Consider the following 18,623-nt stretch of genomic DNA (forward strand, 5'->3'; position numbering starts at 1 on the left):
TTTCCATGACCTACACCGCTGCCGAAAACCGCTACGAGTCCATTCCCTACCGCCGCGTCGGTCGCAGCGGGTTGGTGCTGCCGGCGCTGTCGCTGGGGTTGTGGCACAACTTTGGCGACAGTACGCCGATCGACACCCAGCGCTCGCTGCTGCGCACGGCGTTCGACCTGGGCATCAACCACTTCGACCTGGCGAACAACTATGGCCCTCCTTACGGCAGTGCCGAGATCAACTTTGGCCGGTTGTTACGTGAAGACTTCAAGCACTATCGCGACGAGTTGATCATCTCCAGCAAGGCCGGCTGGGACATGTGGCCCGGCCCGTATGGCCAGGGCGGTGGGTCGCGCAAATATGTGCTGGCCAGCCTGGACCAGAGCCTGCAACGCCTGGGGCTGGACTACGTCGACATCTTTTATTCCCACCGTTTCGACGCCGATACGCCCCTGGAAGAGACCGCCAGCGCATTGGCCACCGCGGTGACGCAGGGCAAGGCGTTGTACGTCGGCATTTCTTCGTATTCCGGAGTGAAGACCCGGGAAATGGCGGCGTTGCTCAAGGAGTGGAAGGTGCCGTTGCTGATCCACCAACCGGCCTACAACCTGCTTAACCGCTGGGTGGAAAAAGACCTGCTGGACGCCACCGAGGCACTGGGGACGGGCGTGATCGCGTTTACGCCGCTGGCCCAGGGCCTGTTGACCGACAAGTACCTCAAGGGCATCCCGGCCGATGCGCGGGTCAACCGTCCCGGCGGCGGTTCGTTGCAGGCTTCGCACTTGTCGCCGCAGAACATCGCCCACGTGCGCGCCCTCAATGAGATCGCCCAGCAGCGGGGTCAGAGCCTGGCCCAGATGGCCTTGGCCTGGACCCTGCGTGATCCGCGGGTCACCTCCGCCCTGATCGGCGCCAGCCGTCCCGAGCAGATCATCGAGAACGTCGGAGCGTTGAAGAATCTGGCGTTCAGTGCCGAGGAACTGGCGCAAATCGACCAGTTTGCCCTGGAGGGCGGGATCAATCTCTGGGAGAAACCGTCGACGGCGGAGTAACGCCCAGCGGTTACGCGATACCCGTGGCGAGGGCGCTGGCGCCCTCGCCACGGGTGACCTCACTTGAAGAACGGCACGTCCCCCAGCACCGTTGCCCGGTGCATCACCCGCCGCGCAGGGCGGTAGTCGTCTACGGCGAAATGCTGAGTCACGCGGTTGTCCCAGAACGCCACGTCATTGGCCTGCCAGCGCCAGCGCACGGTGAACTCGGGGCGGGTCGCGTGGGCGAACAGCAATTTCAGGATCACCTCGCTTTCGGTTTCCGACAGCTCGTTGATGCGGGTGGTGAAACCTTCATTGACGAACAGCGAGCGCCGCCCGCTCACCGGATGGGTGCGGATCACCGGATGAGACAGCGGCGGGTTTTTCCGGCGTGCCTGTTCCCAGCGCGCCAGGTCTTCGGCGGTGTTGCCGAAGCGCTCCAAGGGGAAGGAACGCGTGAAATCGTGGGTTGCGGTCAGGCCTTCCAGTAGGCGTTTGATGGGCGTCGACAAGGCCTCGTAAGCCGCGATGCCGCTGGCCCACAATGTGTCACCACCGAACGCCGGCAAGGACTTGGCGCTGAGCACCGCGCCCAGGGCCGGCGTTGGCAGGAAGGTCACGTCGGTGTGCCACACGGCGTTGTCGCGAACATCGGTGACGGCCGTGTCGAGCACCAGCACCTCGGGTTGCTCCGGCACGTTGGGGTAGATCGGATGAATATGCAGGTCGCCAAAATACGCGGCGAAACGCGCCTGTTGTTGCGGCTCGATCGGCTGGTCGCGGAAAAACAGCACCTGATGCTCCAGCAGGGCCTGCTCGATGAGCTCGCGGTGTTCCGGGGTCAATGGCTGGCTGATATCGATCCCGTCAATCTGCGCGCCGAGGGCGATGCTCAAGGGAGTAATGGTCGGACGGCTCATCGGTAGATTCTCGAATTCGGGCGCCGAAGGGTCGGCGTGGTCGTTGGTTTCAGCGGGCCTGGCCGTGCCATGGCACCAGTTTGCGTTGCAGGGCGCGCAGGCTCAGCTCCATGGCGAAGGCGATCAGGGCGATGACCAGGATCCCCAGCACCACGACGTCGGTCACCAGAAACTGGGCCGCCGACTGCACCATGAACCCCAGGCCGCTGGTGGCGGCGATCAGTTCGGCAGCCACCAGCGTCGACCAACCCACGCCCAGGCCGATACGAATACCGGTGAGGATGTCCGGCAGGGCACTGGGCACGATGACATGACGAATCAACTGGGCCCGCGTGGCCCCCAGCGACTGTGCGGCCCGCAGTTTGGCCGGGTCGACGGTGCGCACGCCGGTGGCCGTGGCGATGGCAATCGGGGCGAAGATGGCCAGGTAGATCAGCAGCACTTTCGACAACTCGCCGATGCCACACCAGATCACGATCAGCGGCAGATAGGCCAACGGCGGGATCGGCCGGTAGAACTCGATCAACGGGTCCAGCACGCCACGGGCAACGCGGTTGGCACCGATGGCAATGCCCACCGGCACGGCCGTCAACACCGCGAACAACAGGCCCAGGCCGATTCGTCCGAGGCTGGCGCCCAGGTGCTGCCAAAGGGTCGCGTCCATGTAGCCACTGGTTGCCAGCAGCCAGCCTTTTTGCAGCACTGCGGACGGCGAGGGCAGGAACAACGGCTCGATCAGGCCGCTGGCGGTAATGGCCCACCAGGCGGCGAGCAACACGACCAGGGTCAAGCCGCTGATCCATCGGATACTCAGGTTGAACTTAGGGGCGATCGCCGGGCGCCTGGCTTCAGGCGTACGGATCGCCGCCGGCACTTCATAACTGCTCATGGGCGCTCCTGTGTTCGAGTGGCGCTGCGCTGAGAGAACACCCTGGCAAGCACATGCTCGCGGGTTTCGATAAAACGCGGGTCGGACTTGATCGACCGTGCCGACTCCCCGGCCCCGTAGCGCCGGCCGAAGTCCAGGCTGAGGCGTTCGACGACCTGGCCGGGGTCGGGCGCCAACAGAATCAGGTCGGTGGCGAGGAACACCGCCTCCTCGATATCGTGGGTGATCAGGAACACGGGCTTGGCAGTGCGTTGCCAGACTTGCAGCAGCAGCTCCTGCATCTGTTCGCGGGTGAAGGCGTCCAGCGCACCGAAGGGTTCGTCCATCAGCAGTACGCGTGGATCGGCCGCCAGTGCCCGGGCCAGGCCGATACGCTGCTTCTGGCCACCGGAGAGCTGCCAGACGCGGCGTTTCTCGAAACCGGCCAGGTCCACCAGGGCCAGCATTTCCCGGGCACGGGCTTCGCGCTTGTCCTTGGGGACGCCCGCCAGTTCCAGGCCGAAGCCGACGTTCGCCAGCACATCCTGCCAGGGCAGCAGGGCGTCGTCCTGGAACACCACGCCGCGCTCGGCACCCGGCCCCAGGACCGGCACGCCGTCCAGGGTGATCTGCCCGGCACTGGGCTCGACGAACCCGGCGATCAGGTTAAGCAGCGAGGTCTTGCCGCTGCCGGACGGACCGAGGGCAACCAGCAATTGCCGTGGCCCCAGGGTCAGTGAAATATCCGCCAGCACGGGCGCCGGCGCGCCGGGGTACTGTGCGCTGATGCGCTCCAGCTGTAGCAAGGCCATCGCGGGGTCTCCCAAGGTTCTTCAGCGAGTGATGTACTGGGCGCTGACGTAAGGCGCGTAGTCCGGCAGCACGGCGTCGACCTTGCCTTGCTCCTTGAGGAACGCGGCGGTGTCGGTGATGGCTCGGGTGGTCGGCGCGCCGAGGCTCACGACCTGGTCGGCGGCCAGGGGAAAGACGTTGCCTTGCAGCAACAGCGGGATATCGCTGGCCTTGGCGCCGGAGAGTTTTACCAGCTTGTCGATGTTGGAGGCGTCGGCGATCCAGGCTTGTGGGTCCTTGCGGTACTGGGCGTAGGCATCTAGGGTGACCTTGGCGAAGGCCGTGACGATTTCAGGGTGCTTCTGGGCGAAATCCTTGCGCACGATCCAGGCGTCGAAGGTCGGCGCGCCGAACTGGGCGAGCTCCGCGGAGGTGATCAGCACCTTGCCGTTTTCCTTGGCCACGCCCAGGGCCGGGTCCCAGACGTAGGTGGCGTCGATGTCGCCGCGTTTCCAGGCGGCGATAATGGCTGGCGGCGCCAGGTTGAGTACGGTGACTTTCGACGGGTCGATGTTCCAGTGCTTCAACGCGGCCAACAGGCTGTAATGGCCGGTGGAAACGAACGGCACGGCGATTTTCTTGCCGATCAGGTCTTGTGGGGTCTTGATGCCGGAGCCGTCGCGGGCCACCAGCGCCTCGGCGGCACCGATCTGCGTGGCGATGAGGAACGTTTCCACCGGCACCTTGCGGGTGATGGCGGCGGTCAGCGGGCTGGAGCCGAGGTAACCGATCTGCACGTCGCCCGAGGCGATGGCGGTGATGACATCGGCGCCGTTGTCGAATTTGCGCCAGGCGATACTGGCCTGGGTGGCTTTTTCATAAGCGCCGTCAGCCTGGGCCACCTTGGCCGGATCGACAGTGGTCTGGTAGGCGACGGTCAGGTCGGCTGCCTGGGCAAACAGGCTGGTCGCGGCCAGCGTGGCGGCCGCGAGAAGGCGAAGGGAAACACGCAAAGTCATGGGAAAGCTCCTCAACAGGCCGCCGGATGTGTGGCGTGGGAGGAGACTAAATGATCTAAGAATTCAAAAATAAATAACTTTTTCGCATGAGCTTATCAGCGAAAAAATACGAGAGCAGGCCCTGTGGCGAGGGAGCTTGCTCCCGCTGGACTGCGAAGCAGGCCCAACATGCTGTGACTGATACGCAGCCGGGCGGGAGCAAGCTCCCTCGCCACATTGATGTGCTCCACAAGCGCGAGCTAGTTGCTGATCGCCAGAATACTCGCCTGATAGGCGCCCACGAACACGTCGAAATCCCCCACTTCGTTCTGCTCCAGATCGGCTTGCTGGACCAGGGACTCGCGCGCGGCCGTTTCGAAGGCGGCCTGTTCCTGGGCAGGCAAAGGCTCGGCACGGAAGTATTGAGCGTGAGCCTTGCTTTGGCGCAGGGAGAACTCGGCGAAGCTTTCCTGATGTTCGGCCATGGCGGCCAGCACCCGGGCTGAAGGGGTCAAGGATGGATCACGGACTTTCGCCCGTTGCGCGTCCAGTGCCTGGCGATGCGCGTCGCCTCCCTGGCTCTGGTCAAGCAGCGCGGCCAGTGGAGCGATTTTTTCCAGCAGCTCCATGGCCCAGGCCTGCATGTCCACCGATTGGCCCCGGCGCTGCAACTGCAGGCCTGGCTTGCGGCCTTCCTTGACCACGGTCAGGAAGTTGCTCGTGGCGTTGCCGCATTCGTTGTTTTCCAGTTGCGGGCTGTCATTGAGGCCGCAATACAGCAGGAATGCATCGAGGAACCGCGCTTCGGTGAGGTCGATGCCCATCGGCAGGAAGGGGTTGATGTCCAGGCAGCGCACTTCGATGTACTGGATACCCCGCGCCATCAATGCCTGGATCGGGCGCTCGCCGGTGTAGGTCACGCGTTTGGGGCGGATGTTGGAGTAGTACTCGTTTTCGATCTGCAGGATGTTGGTGTTGAGTTGCACCCATTCGCCGTTCTGATGGGTGCCGACTTCGACGTAGGGCGCGTAGGGGGTCGCCACCGCTTTGCGCAGGCTGTCGGTATAGCTTGCCAGGTCGTTGTAACACGGCGTGAGGCCGGCCTGGGCGTTGCTCTGGTAACCCAGATCACTCATGCGCAGGCTGGTGGCGTAGGGCAGGTACAGGGTGTTCGGGTCCAGTTGTTCCAACTGATGCGGGCGGCCGCGCAGGAAGCCTGCGTCCAGGGCCGGCGAGGCGCCGAACAGGTACATCAGCAACCAACTGTAGCGGCGGAAGTTACGGATCAGCGCGATGTAGGCCGAGGACTGGAAGTCGCGGTCGCTCACGTCGGCGGCTTCGGTCTGCCGCAGCAGCGGCCAGAGTTTTTCCGGCAGGGAAAAGTTGTAGTGAATCCCGGCAATGCATTGCATGGTTTTGCCGTAGCGCAGGGCCAGGCCCTTGCGGTAGACGTACTTGAGCCGACCGATATTCGAGGTGCCGTAGTAGGCGATCGGGATGTCCTCTTCCGCCGGCAACGGGCACGGCATCGAGGGGCTCCACAGGTACTCGTCGCCGAGCTTGCTGTAGGCGAACCGGTGGATCTTGTCGAGGCTGGCCAGGGTGTCGGCCGGGTTGGCCAATGCCGGGGTGATGAACTCCAGCAGCGACTCGGAATAGTCGGTGGTGATCTGTTCGTTGGTCAGCGCCGACCCCAACGCCTCGGGATGCGGGGTTTGGGCCAGGTGCCCGTTCTCCGTGACGCGCAGGCATTCACGCTCGATGCCATGCAGGCACTGTTCGAGCAGGGAGAGGTTGGCGCGCTCGCCGAGCAGGGCCAGGCGGCGGTTTAAAAGGTCGCTCAAGTTGAATTCCTTCACGCGTCAGTCGCCCCAATATGGGGGTGGGCAAGACGGTCTACAAGGGTGAAGTTAAAACTGGCGTTTTCGCCTGGTTTTTATGCTGTCATGGACTGATCACCGCAATGTCCTGTGGGAGCGAGCTTGCTCGCGATAGGGCAGTGTCAGTCAACACTCAGGTGACTGATCCGTCGCTATCGCGAGCAAGCTCGCTCCCACAAGGGGATTTCGTCGCCGCATTTGCAGCGCCGAAATTAACCCAAATCGATGACAGGGAGCTATAGCACAGCGAAGGTGCCTTGCGCTTTTGCGACCAACTTGTCGCCCTGGGTAACCTCGGCTTCGACCACCAGGGTGCGTCGCCCTGGATGGATGACCCGGGCGGTGCACATCACTTCGCCGTCGGAGACGGCGCGAATGTAGTTGATCTTGCACTCGATGGTCGCGCTCTGCTGGTCAAAGCCGTGAACACTGGAACAGGCCAGGCCCATGGCAATGTCCACCAGGCTGAACAGCGCGCCGCCGTGCAGTTTGCCGCCGCGATTGCGCAACGGCGGCTCAAGGTTCAGGGCGACCTGCGACACGCCGTCCCCGAGGCTGTGCAGACGGCAGCCGAGCAGTTTGAAAAACCCGCTTTCCACCAACCCGGCCGGCACGTCCATCAGCGTTTCTTCAATTGCTTGGCGTTGGCGAACAGCGAGGCCATGGCGTTGTTCGCCGGGGCGGCCGTGGCGGTTTCCTTGCGCGGTGCGGTGTTCTGCGACTGGCGCGGCGCCGAGCCCGGACGCGCGCCACGGGCCCCATCGATTTTCTCGCCCGGGGTGTCGCTCATGCGCATCGACAGGCCGACGCGTTTGCGCGGGATGTCGACTTCCATGACTTTCACTTTCACCACGTCACCGGCTTTCACGGCCTCGCGCGGGTCCTTGATGAACTTCTCGGACAGGGCCGAGATGTGCACCAGGCCGTCCTGGTGCACGCCGATGTCGACGAAGGCGCCGAAGTTGGTGACGTTGGTCACCACGCCTTCGAGGATCATGCCCGGTTGCAGGTCCTTGAGGTCTTCGACGCCTTCCTGGAACTCGGCGGTCTTGAATTCAGGACGTGGGTCGCGGCCGGGTTTCTCCAGTTCCTGAAGGATGTCGGTCACGGTGGGCAGGCCGAAGGTCTCGTCGGTGAACTTCTTTGGATCCAGGCGCTTGAGGAACGCGGCGTCGCCGATCAGCGAGCGGATGTCGCGATCGGTCTGCGCGGCGATCCGCTGCACCAGTGGATAGGCCTCGGGGTGAACCGCGGACGAGTCCAGCGGATTGTCACCGTTCATGACGCGCAGGAAGCCGGCGGCCTGTTCGAAGGTTTTTTCACCCAGGCGTGGGACTTTCTTCAATGCCGCGCGGGTCTTGAAGGCGCCGTGCTCGTCGCGGTGGGTAACGATGTTCTGCGCCAGGGTCGCGTTGAGCCCCGAGATACGTGCCAACAGCGCCACCGACGCGGTGTTCACGTCCACGCCCACGGCGTTCACGCAGTCTTCCACCACGGCGTCCAGGCCGCGGGCCAGTTTCAGCTGGGACACGTCGTGCTGGTACTGGCCGACACCGATGGATTTCGGATCGATCTTCACCAGTTCCGCCAGCGGGTCCTGCAGGCGCCGGGCAATGGACACCGCGCCACGGATCGACACGTCCAGGTCGGGGAATTCCTTGGAGGCCAGCTCCGATGCCGAGTAAACCGATGCGCCAGCCTCGGAGACCATGACCTTGGTCATTTTCATCGCCGGGTACTTCTTGATCAGTTCGGCGGCCAGCTTGTCGGTCTCGCGGCTGGCGGTGCCGTTGCCGATGGCGATCAAGTCCACCGAATGCTTGGCACACAGCGCGGCCAGCACGGCCAGGGTCTGGTCCCACTTGTTGTGTGGCACGTGGGGGTAGACGGTGGTGTGGTCCAGCAGCTTGCCGGTGGAGTCCACCACGGCCACCTTGCAACCGGTGCGCAGGCCCGGGTCCAGGCCCAGGGTGGCGCGCGGGCCGGCCGGGGCGGCCAGCAGCAGGTCGTGCAGGTTGTGGGCGAATACGTTGATCGCCTCGGTTTCGGCGTTGTCGCGCAGTTCACCCAGCAGGTCGGTTTCCAGGTGGGTATAGAGCTTGACCTTCCAGGTCCAGCGCACCACTTCGGCCAGCCATTTGTCGGCGGCGCGGTTCTGGTTCTGGATGCCGAATTGCTGGCCGATCATGCCTTCGCACGGGTGCATGGTGCCGGGCAACTCATCGCCGACTTTCAGCGCGGAGCTGAGGATACCTTCGTTGCGGCCTCGGAAAATCGCCAGGGCACGGTGCGAAGGCACGCTCTTGAGAGATTCGTCGTGTTCGAAGTAATCGCGGAACTTCGCGCCTTCCTCTTCCTTGCCGGCGATCACACGGGCGCTGAGGATGGCTTCCTGCTTGAGGAAGTTGCGCAGTTTTTCCAGCAGGTTGGCGTCTTCGGCGAAGCGCTCCATGAGGATGTACTTCGCGCCTTCCAGCGCGGCCTTGACGTCGGCCACGCCTTTTTCGGCGTTGACGAAACGCGCCGCTTCGGTTTCCGGCGCCAGGGTCGGGTCGTTGAACAGGCCATCGGCCAGCTCGCCGAGGCCGGCTTCCAGGGCGATCTGGCCCTTGGTGCGGCGCTTCTGCTTGTAGGGCAGGTACAAGTCTTCGAGGCGGGTCTTGGTGTCGGCCAGCTTGATATCGCGTTCGAGCTGCGGGGTCAGCTTGCCTTGTTCCTGGATGCTGGCCAGGATGCTGACGCGCCGCTCGTCGAGTTCGCGCAGGTAGCGCAGGCGCTCTTCCAGATGACGTAACTGGGTGTCATCGAGGCTGCCGGTGACTTCTTTTCGGTAACGGGCGATGAAAGGCACCGTGGAGCCCTCATCGAGTAGCGCGACGGCCGCTTCGACCTGTTGCGGGCGGACGCCGAGTTCCTCGGCGATGCGGCTGTTGATGCTGTCCATAAAACCACCTGACAAATGTGTGAAATCAGGCTCGCCACCACAGAGGTCGGGCTTGGCGAGACTGGTTGAGCGGGCGGGTGCGCGCCGCTGCCTGGGTCAAAAGGCTGCCTGTTGACCCGCGAAATTCAAAAAGTGCTGCCTGAGCCAGGGAAAAAATGAGTCGCCAGGCCATGATCCGGCCTGTCCTGGCACAAAAGGGCCGCGCATTATAACCAGCGTTCCGGGCTTGGGGGTGCGTCATGGTCTGTAGGCTTGTTGCCCGAATTTCTGTAGGCAGAGGAAAAATCTGCTAACAATGCACACGGGTGCGTATAACGGCAGCTAGGCCATAATGCGCGCCGAGATCAAAGGAGCTTCCTATGAGCAGCACCGCACAAACTGCTGAAGGCGAAAAAATTCTGATTGTTGACGACGATCCCGGGCTGAGCAGCTTGCTGGAGCGCTTTTTCGTCAGCAAGGGCTACCGCGCCCGCACCGTACCCAACACCGAGCAGATGGACCGCCTGCTGGCCCGCGAAGTGTTCAACCTGGTGGTGCTGGACCTGATGCTGCCCGGCGAGGATGGCCTGACCGCCTGCCGCCGCCTGCGCAGTGCCAACAACCAGATCCCGATCATCATGCTCACCGCCAAGGGCGACGAGCTGAGCCGCATCAAGGGGCTCGAACTGGGCGCCGACGACTACCTGGCCAAGCCGTTCAACCCGGACGAGCTGATGGCCCGCGTCAAGGCCGTGCTGCGCCGCCAATCGGCGCCAGTGCCAGGCGCGCCGGGCAGCGAAGACGAGAGCGTGACCTTCGGGGACTACGAACTGTCCCTGGCCACGCGCGAGCTCAAGCGCGGCGACGAAGTCCACATGCTCACCACCGGCGAATTCGCCGTGCTCAAGGCGCTGGTGATGAATGCCCGCCAACCGCTGACCCGCGACAAGCTGATGAACCTGGCCCGTGGCCGTGAATGGGACGCGCTGGAGCGTTCCATCGATGTGCAGATTTCCCGTCTGCGCCGGATGATCGAGCCCGACCCTTCCAAGCCGCGTTACATCCAGACCGTCTGGGGTGTGGGTTATGTCTTCGTGCCGGATGGTGCCGCCAGCAAGTGATCGGCGATTTGTAGGAGCGGGTGGCCTGGCGGGTTGAATGTATTCTTCCAGGCGACTCGCGGTCCGTCATTGTGCGAGCATCGCTCGCTCCTGCAAGTGTGTAGCGGTTATTCATGAAAACCCCCGTTTGGTTCCCCCAGAGTTTCTTTTCCCGCACCCTCTGGCTGGTGCTCATCGTCGTGCTCTTCTCCAAGGCGCTGACGCTGGTGTACCTGTTGATGAACGAAGACGTTCTGGTGGACCGACAGTACAGTCACGGCGTGGCCTTGACCCTGCGGGCCTATTGGGCGGCGGACGAGACCAATCGAACCAAGATCGCTGAAGCGGCGACGCTGATCCGTGTCGTCGGTGCCGGTGTGCCGGAGGGCGAACAGCATTGGCCCTACAGCGAGATCTACCAGCGCCAGATGCAGGCCGAGCTGGGCGCCGATACCGAGGTCCGCTTGCGCATGCACTCGCCTCCGGCGCTGTGGGTGCGCGCCCCGAGCCTGGGGGATGGCTGGCTGAAAGTGCCGCTGTACCCGCATCCGCTACGCGGCCAGAAGATCTGGAACGTTCTTGGCTGGTTCCTGGCCATCGGCCTGCTGTCGACGGCCTCGGCCTGGATCTTCGTCAGCCAGCTCAACCAGCCGTTGAAGCGCCTGGTCTACGCGGCGCGCCAACTGGGCCAGGGTCGCAGCGTACGACTGCCCATCAGCGACACGCCCAGCGAAATGACCGAGGTCTACCGGGCGTTCAACCAGATGGCCGAGGATGTCGAGCAGGCCGGGCGCGAGCGCGAACTGATGCTCGCCGGCGTCTCCCACGACCTGCGCACGCCGTTGACCCGGCTGCGGCTGTCCCTGGAGCTGATGGGCGAGCACACCGACCTGACCGATGAAATGGTCCGCGACATCGAGGACATGGACGCGATTCTCGACCAGTTCCTGGCGTTCATTCGCGACGGTCGGGACGAGTCGGTGGAAGAGGTGGACCTGACCGAGCTGGTGCGCGAAGTCGCCGCTCCCTATAACCAGGCCGATGAGAAGGTACATCTGCGCCTGGAGCCGATCCAGCCGTTCCCGCTGCGCCGGGTATCGATGAAGCGGCTGCTGAACAACCTGATCGGCAATGCCCTGAACCATGCCGGCACCGGCGTCGAAGTGGCGGCGTATGTCTCTGGCGACACCAATGCGCCTTACGTGGTGCTGAGCGTCATGGACCGTGGCGCCGGCATCGATCCGTCGGAGTTGGAAGCTATTTTCAACCCCTTCACCCGTGGTGACCGCGCCCGCGGTGGCAAGGGCACGGGCCTGGGCCTGGCCATCGTCAAGCGTATCGCCTCGATGCATGGCGGCAACGTCGAGCTGCGCAATCGCGCCGGCGGTGGGTTGGAAGCACGGGTGCGCTTGCCGTTGGGCTTGATGCTGCCTCGGGATGCGGTATAGCCATCTCTCTCAAGTAGGACAGATAGCTTGTGGGAGCGAGCTTGCTCGCGATGACGGTGTTTCAGTCAACATCAATGTGGCTGAGCCGACGCCATCGCGAGCAAGCTCGCTCCCACAGGGTTTTGTGTTGAGTTAACCCTTGCCCTTGGTGCGGGTCATGTTCGGCCCGCCATTCTTTTCCAGATGCTCGATGATGATGCCGGCCACGTTCTTGCCCGTGGTCGTCTCGATCCCTTCCAGGCCCGGCGAGGAATTGACCTCCATCACCAGCGGCCCGTGATTGGAGCGCAGGATGTCCACGCCCGCGACAGCCAGGCCCATGACCTTGGCGGCGCGCAGGGCGGTCATGCGTTCTTCCGGGGTGATCTTGATCAGGCTCGCGCTGCCGCCGCGATGCAGGTTGGAGCGGAACTCCCCGGGCCTGGCCTGGCGCTTCATCGAGGCGATCACCTTGTCGCCGACCACGAAGCAGCGAATGTCCGCGCCGCCGGCTTCCTTGATGTACTCCTGCACCATGATGTTCTGCTTCAGACCCATGAACGCCTCGATCACCGACTCCGCCGCCGTCGCGGTTTCACACAGCACCACGCCGATGCCCTGGGTGCCTTCCAGCACCTTTATCACCAGCGGCGCACCGTTGACCATCGCGATCAGGTCGGGAATGTCGTCGGGGGAGTGGGCAAAGCCGGTCACCGGCAAGCCGATACCGCGCCGCGACAGTAGTTGCAGCGAGCGCAATTTGTCCCGGGATCGGGCGATGGCCACGGATTCGTTCAGGGGATACACCCCCATCATTTCGAACTGGCGCAACACCGCGCAGCCATAGAAGGTCACCGAGGCACCGATGCGCGGGATCACCGCATCGAAGCCTTCCAGCGGCTTGCCGCGGTAATGGATCTGCGGCTTGTGGCTGGCGATGTTCATGTAGGCGCGCAGGGTGTCGATCACCACCATTTCATGGCCACGTTCGGTGCCGGCTTCAACCAGGCGGCGAGTGGAATACAGACGCGGATTACGCGACAGCACAGCGATCTTCATGCAACACCTGTGGCAGAGGTAGTGGACACCGGGAATGCCGGCTTGTCTTGAACGTATTTGGTACCTGGATTGACCACCAACTGGCCGTCGATCAAGGCTTTGGAACCCAGCAGCAGGCGATAGCGCATGGATTTGCGGCAGGCCAGGGTGAACTCGACCCGCCAGACCCGATCACCCAGCGCCAACGTGGTGCTGATCACGTAGCGGACCTGGGCGTGGCCGTTGGAACTCTTGATGGTCTTGCGCGCCACCAGCGGGGCTTCGCAGCGGCGATGGCGCAACTGCACCACCGTGCCGAGGTGTGCGGTGAAACGCACCCACTTCTCGCCATCGCGCTCGAACGGCTCGATGTCCGTGGCGTGCAGGCTGGAGGTGCTGGCACCGGTGTCGATTTTTGCCCGCAGGCCCGCGACTCCCAGATCCGGGAGCGCGACCCACTCGCGCAAACCGACGACGGTCAAATGGTCAAAAGTCTTCAATAAAACAACCTGCGATCAGTACATCGAATCGTGGACTCCGCGAATCGCGGTATTCACGCAGAATAATCACAAAATGGCGACAGTTATCTACCCGCCTGCGCGCTCACCGATTTATACATCCCGTCCGATGGAGCGGTCTGGCGGCATTCTATCCGTCGGGCCGGATTCGTGCGCCCGTCAAAAACGGTAGTACAGTTCTGACCATTGGCAGTGGAGAGGAATTGCAGTGGCACAAAAAAAGGAAGAGGACGACAAGGTCCGTCTCGATAAATGGTTGTGGGCGGCGCGTTTCTACAAGACGCGCGCGCTCGCCAAGGCCGCGATCGAAAGCGGCAAGGTCCATCACCGCGGGGAGCGTTGCAAGCCGGGCAAGGAACCGCGTGTCGGCGATGAATTTGTCATCCGCACCGGGTTCGATGAGAAAACCGTGGTGGTCGAAGCCCTGTCGATCGTGCGTCGCGGGGCACCGGAGGCCCAGGCGCTGTATCACGAAACCGAAGCGAGCATCGCCAAGCGCGAAGCCGCGGCTGCGCAACGCAAGGCGGGGGCTCTGGGTGTCAGCACCGATGGCAAGCCAAGCAAGAAGCAGCGTCGGGACCTGTTCAAGTTTCGGGGCGACAATAGCGAGTAAGCACTGATGGGGTGCCAATCAGTGATGCGAATGGAGTGCAGATTGTGGCGAGGGGATTTATCCCCGTTGGACTGCGCAGCAGTCCGTTACATTTTTCGTCTGTTTGCCTGTTTGCGCTTGTTCCATTTTTGGGGCTGCTACGCAGCCCAGCGGGGATAAATCCCCTCGCCACAGGAGCGGGAGCAAGCTTCCTCGCCACGATGCTTATCAGCGATTGCGCCGACCTCTTCCCGTCAGCCAGGTCCTCACCTTGCTTGGAACCCACCCTGATTGCCCATAAAATGCCTGTCATCCATTGTCATCACCTCAGATACCAGACTCTATGACTGATTTACCGGACACCGATTACACCCAACGTTTCATCTTCGATGACAGCGACGCCCGCGGCGAGCTGGTGGCGTTGGAGCGTAGCTACGCCGAAGTCCTTGCCAAGCACCCCTATCCAGAGCCGGTCGCGCAACTGCTCGGCGAACTGATGGCAGCGGCGGCGTTGCTGGTCGGCACCCTGAAGTTCGATGGCCTGCTGATTCTCCAGGCCCGTTCCGAAGGCCCTGTGCCGCTGCTGATGATCGAGTGTTCCAGTGAACGCGAGATCCGCGGCCTGGCGCGCTATGACGCCGAGCAGATCGCGCCCGACGCGACCCTGGCCGACCTGATGCCCAATGGCGTGCTGGCCCTCACGGTCGATCCGACCCAGGGCAAGCGCTACCAAGGTATTGTCGATCTCGACGGCGCGACCCTGGCCGAATGCTTCACCAACTACTTCGTCATGTCCCAGCAGACCAACACCCGTTTCTGGTTGTACGCCGACGGGCGGCGTGCCCGCGGCCTGCTGCTGCAACAATTGCCTGCCGACCGCATTCGTGACCCCGAGGAACGCGACGCCAGCTGGCAGCACATCACCGCGCTGGCCAGCACCTTGAGCGCCGATGAACTGCTCGGCCTGGACAACGAAACCGTGCTTCATCGCCTTTACCACGAAGAGGCCGTGCGCCTGTTCGACGGCCAGCCGTTGCGCTTCCAATGCAGTTGCTCCCGTGAACGTTCCGGCAATGCGCTGGTCAGTCTGGGTCTGGAAGATGCGCAGCAGTTGGTGATCGAGCACGGTGGCGCCATCGAAATCGATTGCCAGTTCTGCAACGAGCGCTACCTGTTCGACGCGGCGGACATTGCTCAATTGTTCGCCGGTGCGGGTGTCGACACACCGTCAGATACTCGTCACTAAAACGGTTCAGCGCAGGTAAATCTCCTGGCAAACGCCGGATTTACGCCGTACTGACGGGAGGGCCCTACTCTTTTTGGGCATTTCTGGCATAATCCGGCCCACTTTTTTCGGGTAGTAGTGCGCGACTTCCTACTACAAAACGTTTGGAGCACTCGGCCACGGGCCGACGGGGAATCTCATGACGCAAGCCAATAACGCCGTGTACACCGATCTGAGTGTCGATGAACTGGTCAAAGAAGCCCTGAATCGCGGTGAAGGCGAGCTTGCCGATACCGGCGCACTGGTTGTTCGTACCGGTCATCGTACCGGCCGTTCGCCAGTCGACCGTTTCATTGTTGAAGAGCCAACCACCCAGGACGCCATTGCCTGGGGCCCGATCAACCGCAAGTTCCCAGCCGACAAGTTCGATGCCCTGTGGAACCGTGTCGAGGCCTACCTGGGCGAGCGCGAGCGTTTTGTCTCCCATGTGCATGTAGGTTCCGATCCTGCGCACTACCTGCCGGTCAAGATGACCACCGAGACCGCCTGGCACAACCTGTTCGGCCGCTGCCTGTTCATCAACCCCGAGCAGTACAACGCCGGTGGCAAGGATGAGTGGCAGATCCTCAACGCGCCAAACTTTGTCTGCGAGCCTGAGCGTGACGGCACCAACTCCGATGGCACCGTGATCATCAATTTCGCGGCCAAGAAAGTGCTGATCGCCGGCATGCGCTACGCCGGTGAAATGAAAAAAGCCCTGTTCTCCGTACAGAACTTCCTGCTGCCGGCTGCTGACGTGCTGCCGATGCACTGCGCCGCCAACATGGGCGAAGAGGGCGATGTGACCCTGTTCTTCGGCCTGTCGGGCACTGGCAAGACCACTCTTTCCGCCGACGAAAGCCGTTACCTGATCGGTGACGACGAGCACGGCTGGGGCGTGGGCGTGGTCTTCAACATCGAAGGCGGTTGCTATGCCAAGTGCATCGACCTGTCCGAGAAGAACGAGCCGGTGATCTGGAAAGCCATCCAGCACGGCGCCGTACTGGAGAACGTGGTCCTGGACCCGGTCACCAAGAAAGCCGACTACGCCGACGACAGCCTGACCCAGAACAGCCGCGCAGCCTACCCGCGTGAACTGATCGAAAAACGCGCACCGAAGAACCTCGGTGGTGAGCCAAACGCCGTGATCTTCCTGACCTGCGACCTGACCGGCGTACTGCCACCAGTGTCGATCCTCAGCGAAGAGCAAGCCGCCTACCACTTCCTGTCCGGCTACACCGCACTGGTGGGTTCGACCGAAATGGGTTCGGGCAGCGGCATCAAGTCGACCTTCTCCACCTGCTTCGGCGCCCCGTTCTTCCCGCGTCCTGCCGGTGAATACGCTGAACTGCTGATCAAGCGTATCCGTGGTTTCGGCTCCAAGGTCTACCTGGTCAACACCGGTTGGACCGGTGGTGGCTACGGCGTTGGCAAGCGCTTTAACATCCCGACCACCCGTGCGGTGATCGCGGCCATCCAGAGCGGCGCGCTGATCGGTGCTGAAACCGAACACCTGGACATCATCAACCTGGACGTGCCGCTGGCGGTTCCAGGCGTCGAAACCGGCCTGCTGAACCCACGCAACACCTGGGCTGACAAGGCTGCCTACGACGAAGCGGCCAAGGCACTGGCCGGTCTGTTCACCGAGAACTTCAAGAAGTTCGACGTGAGCGACGCCATCAAGGCCGCTGGCCCGCAGCTGTAAGGCTCGGACAGCGTAAAAAAAACCGCCCTTCGGGGCGGTTTTTTCATGGGGGTGATTTGTTCGAGAAGTGGAAGGCGGGCGCCATGGTTTCCTGCTCGCGCCTGGACAGACCCAGGAAAACCGCTGCGATAAAGCCTTCACCGACTTTCGAGCATCCTGGAAAAGTTAATCAGACTGTCAGGATGTTGCAGGTCCAGCCACTGGAGTTTCGATAGCCAGAATGGGCGGCTCTTCCGGGATTTCCATGCATCCGCCCAGCAGCAGGCACAGGATCAGGGTGGTGGGTAAGGCGAGTTTGTACGACATGGTCATTTCCTTTTTCCAAGTTTGCGAGCCAAAGGCGTCTTGCCGTTGGCGGTTTCGGTGCAATGTGTTTGCTGGGTTTTTGTTCAGTCCGTCATGTGTTCAGGCCGGCGTAACGAGGCTGCCTCAAGGTCCATCAACCCTCTGCCATAGGCTTCGCTGTTGGCATAGATACCCGAGCGGTTGGCCGTCGCCAGGAGGTGCTCACGGACTTGTTGCGAGCTGAGTGCTGGATACAGGCTTTGTAGCGCCGCGAGCGCGCCACTGACTAACGCGGCGGCCGGCGATGTGCCGGCGGTTTGCACGTAGCGACCGTCCTTGCCTACGGTGAGCAGCCCGGCCTCTGCGCCTGAGTCGCCGCCGGGGACCGCGATGCACCAGGCGGCTGCAACGCCGCAATAGTTGGATTTTCCATTGACGGCGCTGCCGTCGTTTTTCAATGCAACGACCGCGATCCAACCCTTCTCCAGTTCGGGGAGCGCCCGCGGCAAGCCAGCTTCGGCAAGGGGCTCACGCTTGAGTTCGTTACCCGTCGGGAAGATGAATACGGCACCGTCGGATACCAGTTTCCGGGCGACCGCCAAGGCGTCGGGCATCACCTGGTTGTAGCGCGCCTCAGTGATTTCGGTTGCCGGGATGGCATTGGCCCAGGAGTTGTTGAACAGGCGAGCACCTTTGTCGAATCCGCTTTGCCAGGATTGGGCAATGTTGCTATCGAAGAAAAACGGCTCGTTGTCGTCGCCGAAACGAAAGGGTACCAACCGGGCATTGAAGGCGATGCCATGCATGCCCTGACCATCCTTGTTGGCGGCGAGGATGCCGGCCATTTGCGTGCCGTGGCCGACGCGGTCGAGCGTGCCGGGATGATTCTCGACATAATCGAATCCGGGGTCACTCAACCTGCCCTCGAACTCCTTCAGGTGGGTGTTGAGTCCCGAGTCGACCAGCGCCACCACGACGTCCTGGCCGGTGCCGCCGCGGGCGTATAAAGCCGAGGCCTTTACCACTGCCAAGCCTTGTTGTGCGAAGTATTCCGGTGTTTCGAACGTGGTCGGCTCCGCGCCAGATCGTGCGGGAAGGGTCAGGCAACCGGCCAACAGCGAGGCCGACGCAAGCATAAGCGCGCGTAATGCGGTAGATGGATGTGGCATGGTTCAGTCCTTGAACAGAGTTCTGGGCGCCAAGCTTCCTGGCCCGACGCAACGTATGTAGACGGCGACCTTAACGCGCAAACGGAACGGGAGCGAAGCATCAAAATGCCCGAACTTGT

At 62.6% G+C, this 18,623-nt stretch carries 17 protein-coding genes; 6 read left to right on the top strand and 11 right to left on the bottom strand.

What is annotated here, in order from left to right; translation table 11 throughout:
• Positions 1-5: 5 nt before the first annotated feature.
• Positions 6-1,043: an L-glyceraldehyde 3-phosphate reductase gene (gene mgrA / locus V3H56_RS01225; protein ID WP_042732959.1), complete on the top strand. Its 1,038-nt coding sequence runs from the start codon at positions 6-8 to the stop codon at positions 1,041-1,043.
• A gap of 59 nt (positions 1,044-1,102) precedes the next feature.
• Here mgrA and tauD read toward each other — a convergent pair whose 3' ends face one another.
• The 7 genes from tauD to V3H56_RS01260 all read right to left on the bottom strand — a co-directional run bounded on the left by tauD (position 1,103) and on the right by V3H56_RS01260 (position 9,427).
• The gene (gene tauD, locus V3H56_RS01230) at positions 1,103-1,945 is read right to left on the bottom strand and encodes a taurine dioxygenase (protein ID WP_042732960.1); all 843 of its coding nucleotides are present in this window, start codon (positions 1,943-1,945) and stop codon (positions 1,103-1,105) included.
• A 49-nt stretch (positions 1,946-1,994) separates the two neighbouring features.
• Complete coding sequence (tauC, locus tag V3H56_RS01235; protein ID WP_047736214.1) at positions 1,995-2,834, bottom strand: taurine ABC transporter permease TauC; 840 nt, start codon at positions 2,832-2,834, stop codon at positions 1,995-1,997.
• Positions 2,831-3,625, bottom strand: coding sequence for a taurine ABC transporter ATP-binding subunit (gene tauB / locus V3H56_RS01240; protein WP_047736213.1), 795 nt, complete (start codon positions 3,623-3,625; stop codon positions 2,831-2,833). Before tauB ends, tauC begins: the two co-directional genes overlap by 4 nt.
• 21 nt (positions 3,626-3,646) lie before the next feature.
• Complete coding sequence (gene tauA / locus V3H56_RS01245; RefSeq protein WP_123578513.1) at positions 3,647-4,624, bottom strand: taurine ABC transporter substrate-binding protein; 978 nt, start codon at positions 4,622-4,624, stop codon at positions 3,647-3,649.
• A 239-nt stretch (positions 4,625-4,863) separates the two neighbouring features.
• Complete coding sequence (gene gshA / locus V3H56_RS01250) at positions 4,864-6,447, bottom strand: glutamate--cysteine ligase (RefSeq protein ID WP_042729417.1); 1,584 nt, start codon at positions 6,445-6,447, stop codon at positions 4,864-4,866.
• A gap of 272 nt (positions 6,448-6,719) precedes the next feature.
• Positions 6,720-7,103: a PaaI family thioesterase gene (locus V3H56_RS01255; RefSeq protein WP_047736211.1), complete on the bottom strand. Its 384-nt coding sequence runs from the start codon at positions 7,101-7,103 to the stop codon at positions 6,720-6,722.
• Positions 7,103-9,427 (bottom strand): Tex family protein, encoded by a 2,325-nt coding sequence (locus V3H56_RS01260; RefSeq protein WP_042729418.1) that lies wholly within the window; start codon positions 9,425-9,427, stop codon positions 7,103-7,105. The genes V3H56_RS01255 and V3H56_RS01260 overlap by 1 nt, the downstream gene beginning before the upstream one ends.
• A 359-nt stretch (positions 9,428-9,786) precedes the next feature.
• Between V3H56_RS01260 and ompR the strand changes: the two genes are divergently transcribed.
• Together ompR and V3H56_RS01270 are read left to right on the top strand one after the other, a co-directional pair.
• Positions 9,787-10,527, top strand: coding sequence for a two-component system response regulator OmpR (gene ompR / locus V3H56_RS01265; RefSeq protein WP_042729419.1), 741 nt, complete (start codon positions 9,787-9,789; stop codon positions 10,525-10,527).
• A 113-nt stretch (positions 10,528-10,640) separates the two neighbouring features.
• Complete coding sequence (locus tag V3H56_RS01270) at positions 10,641-11,954, top strand: ATP-binding protein (protein WP_042729420.1); 1,314 nt, start codon at positions 10,641-10,643, stop codon at positions 11,952-11,954.
• A gap of 132 nt (positions 11,955-12,086) precedes the next feature.
• Here the strand turns inward: V3H56_RS01270 and rimK are convergent, their stop codons facing one another.
• A complete protein-coding gene (rimK, locus tag V3H56_RS01275) occupies positions 12,087-12,992 on the bottom strand; it encodes a 30S ribosomal protein S6--L-glutamate ligase (RefSeq protein ID WP_042729421.1) in 906 nt (301 codons plus the stop codon).
• Positions 12,989-13,411 carry an ATP-dependent zinc protease gene (locus tag V3H56_RS01280; RefSeq protein WP_234408002.1) on the bottom strand — a complete coding sequence of 141 codons (423 nt, stop codon included), beginning with the start codon at positions 13,409-13,411 and terminating at the stop codon, positions 12,989-12,991. Before V3H56_RS01280 ends, rimK begins: the two co-directional genes overlap by 4 nt.
• 286 nt (positions 13,412-13,697) lie before the next feature.
• Between V3H56_RS01280 and V3H56_RS01285 the strand changes: the two genes are divergently transcribed.
• The 3 genes from V3H56_RS01285 (at position 13,698) to V3H56_RS01295 (ending at position 17,050) form a co-directional block, all read left to right on the top strand.
• Positions 13,698-14,102 carry a S4 domain-containing protein gene (locus V3H56_RS01285; protein ID WP_047736208.1) on the top strand — a complete coding sequence of 135 codons (405 nt, stop codon included), beginning with the start codon at positions 13,698-13,700 and terminating at the stop codon, positions 14,100-14,102.
• Positions 14,103-14,424: 322 nt separating this feature from the next.
• Positions 14,425-15,327, top strand: a complete 903-nt coding sequence (hslO, locus tag V3H56_RS01290) for an Hsp33 family molecular chaperone HslO (RefSeq protein WP_042729424.1) — start codon at positions 14,425-14,427, stop codon at positions 15,325-15,327.
• 178 nt (positions 15,328-15,505) lie between these two features.
• Positions 15,506-17,050 (top strand): phosphoenolpyruvate carboxykinase, encoded by a 1,545-nt coding sequence (locus V3H56_RS01295; protein WP_053148785.1) that lies wholly within the window; start codon positions 15,506-15,508, stop codon positions 17,048-17,050.
• A gap of 177 nt (positions 17,051-17,227) precedes the next feature.
• On the opposite strand, the gene V3H56_RS01300 is transcribed toward V3H56_RS01295, so the two are convergent.
• Both V3H56_RS01300 and V3H56_RS01305 read right to left on the bottom strand, forming a co-directional pair.
• Entirely contained in the window at positions 17,228-17,356 is a 129-nt protein-coding gene (locus V3H56_RS01300; protein ID WP_272913997.1) for a hypothetical protein, read from the bottom strand.
• A gap of 83 nt (positions 17,357-17,439) precedes the next feature.
• Positions 17,440-18,504 (bottom strand): S8 family peptidase, encoded by a 1,065-nt coding sequence (locus V3H56_RS01305; RefSeq protein ID WP_338474117.1) that lies wholly within the window; start codon positions 18,502-18,504, stop codon positions 17,440-17,442.
• Positions 18,505-18,623 lie beyond the last annotated feature (119 nt).

The sequence above is a fragment of the Pseudomonas sp. MS646 genome (assembly GCF_036693845.1).
GTDB lineage: Bacteria > Pseudomonadota > Gammaproteobacteria > Pseudomonadales > Pseudomonadaceae > Aquipseudomonas > Aquipseudomonas chlororaphis_E.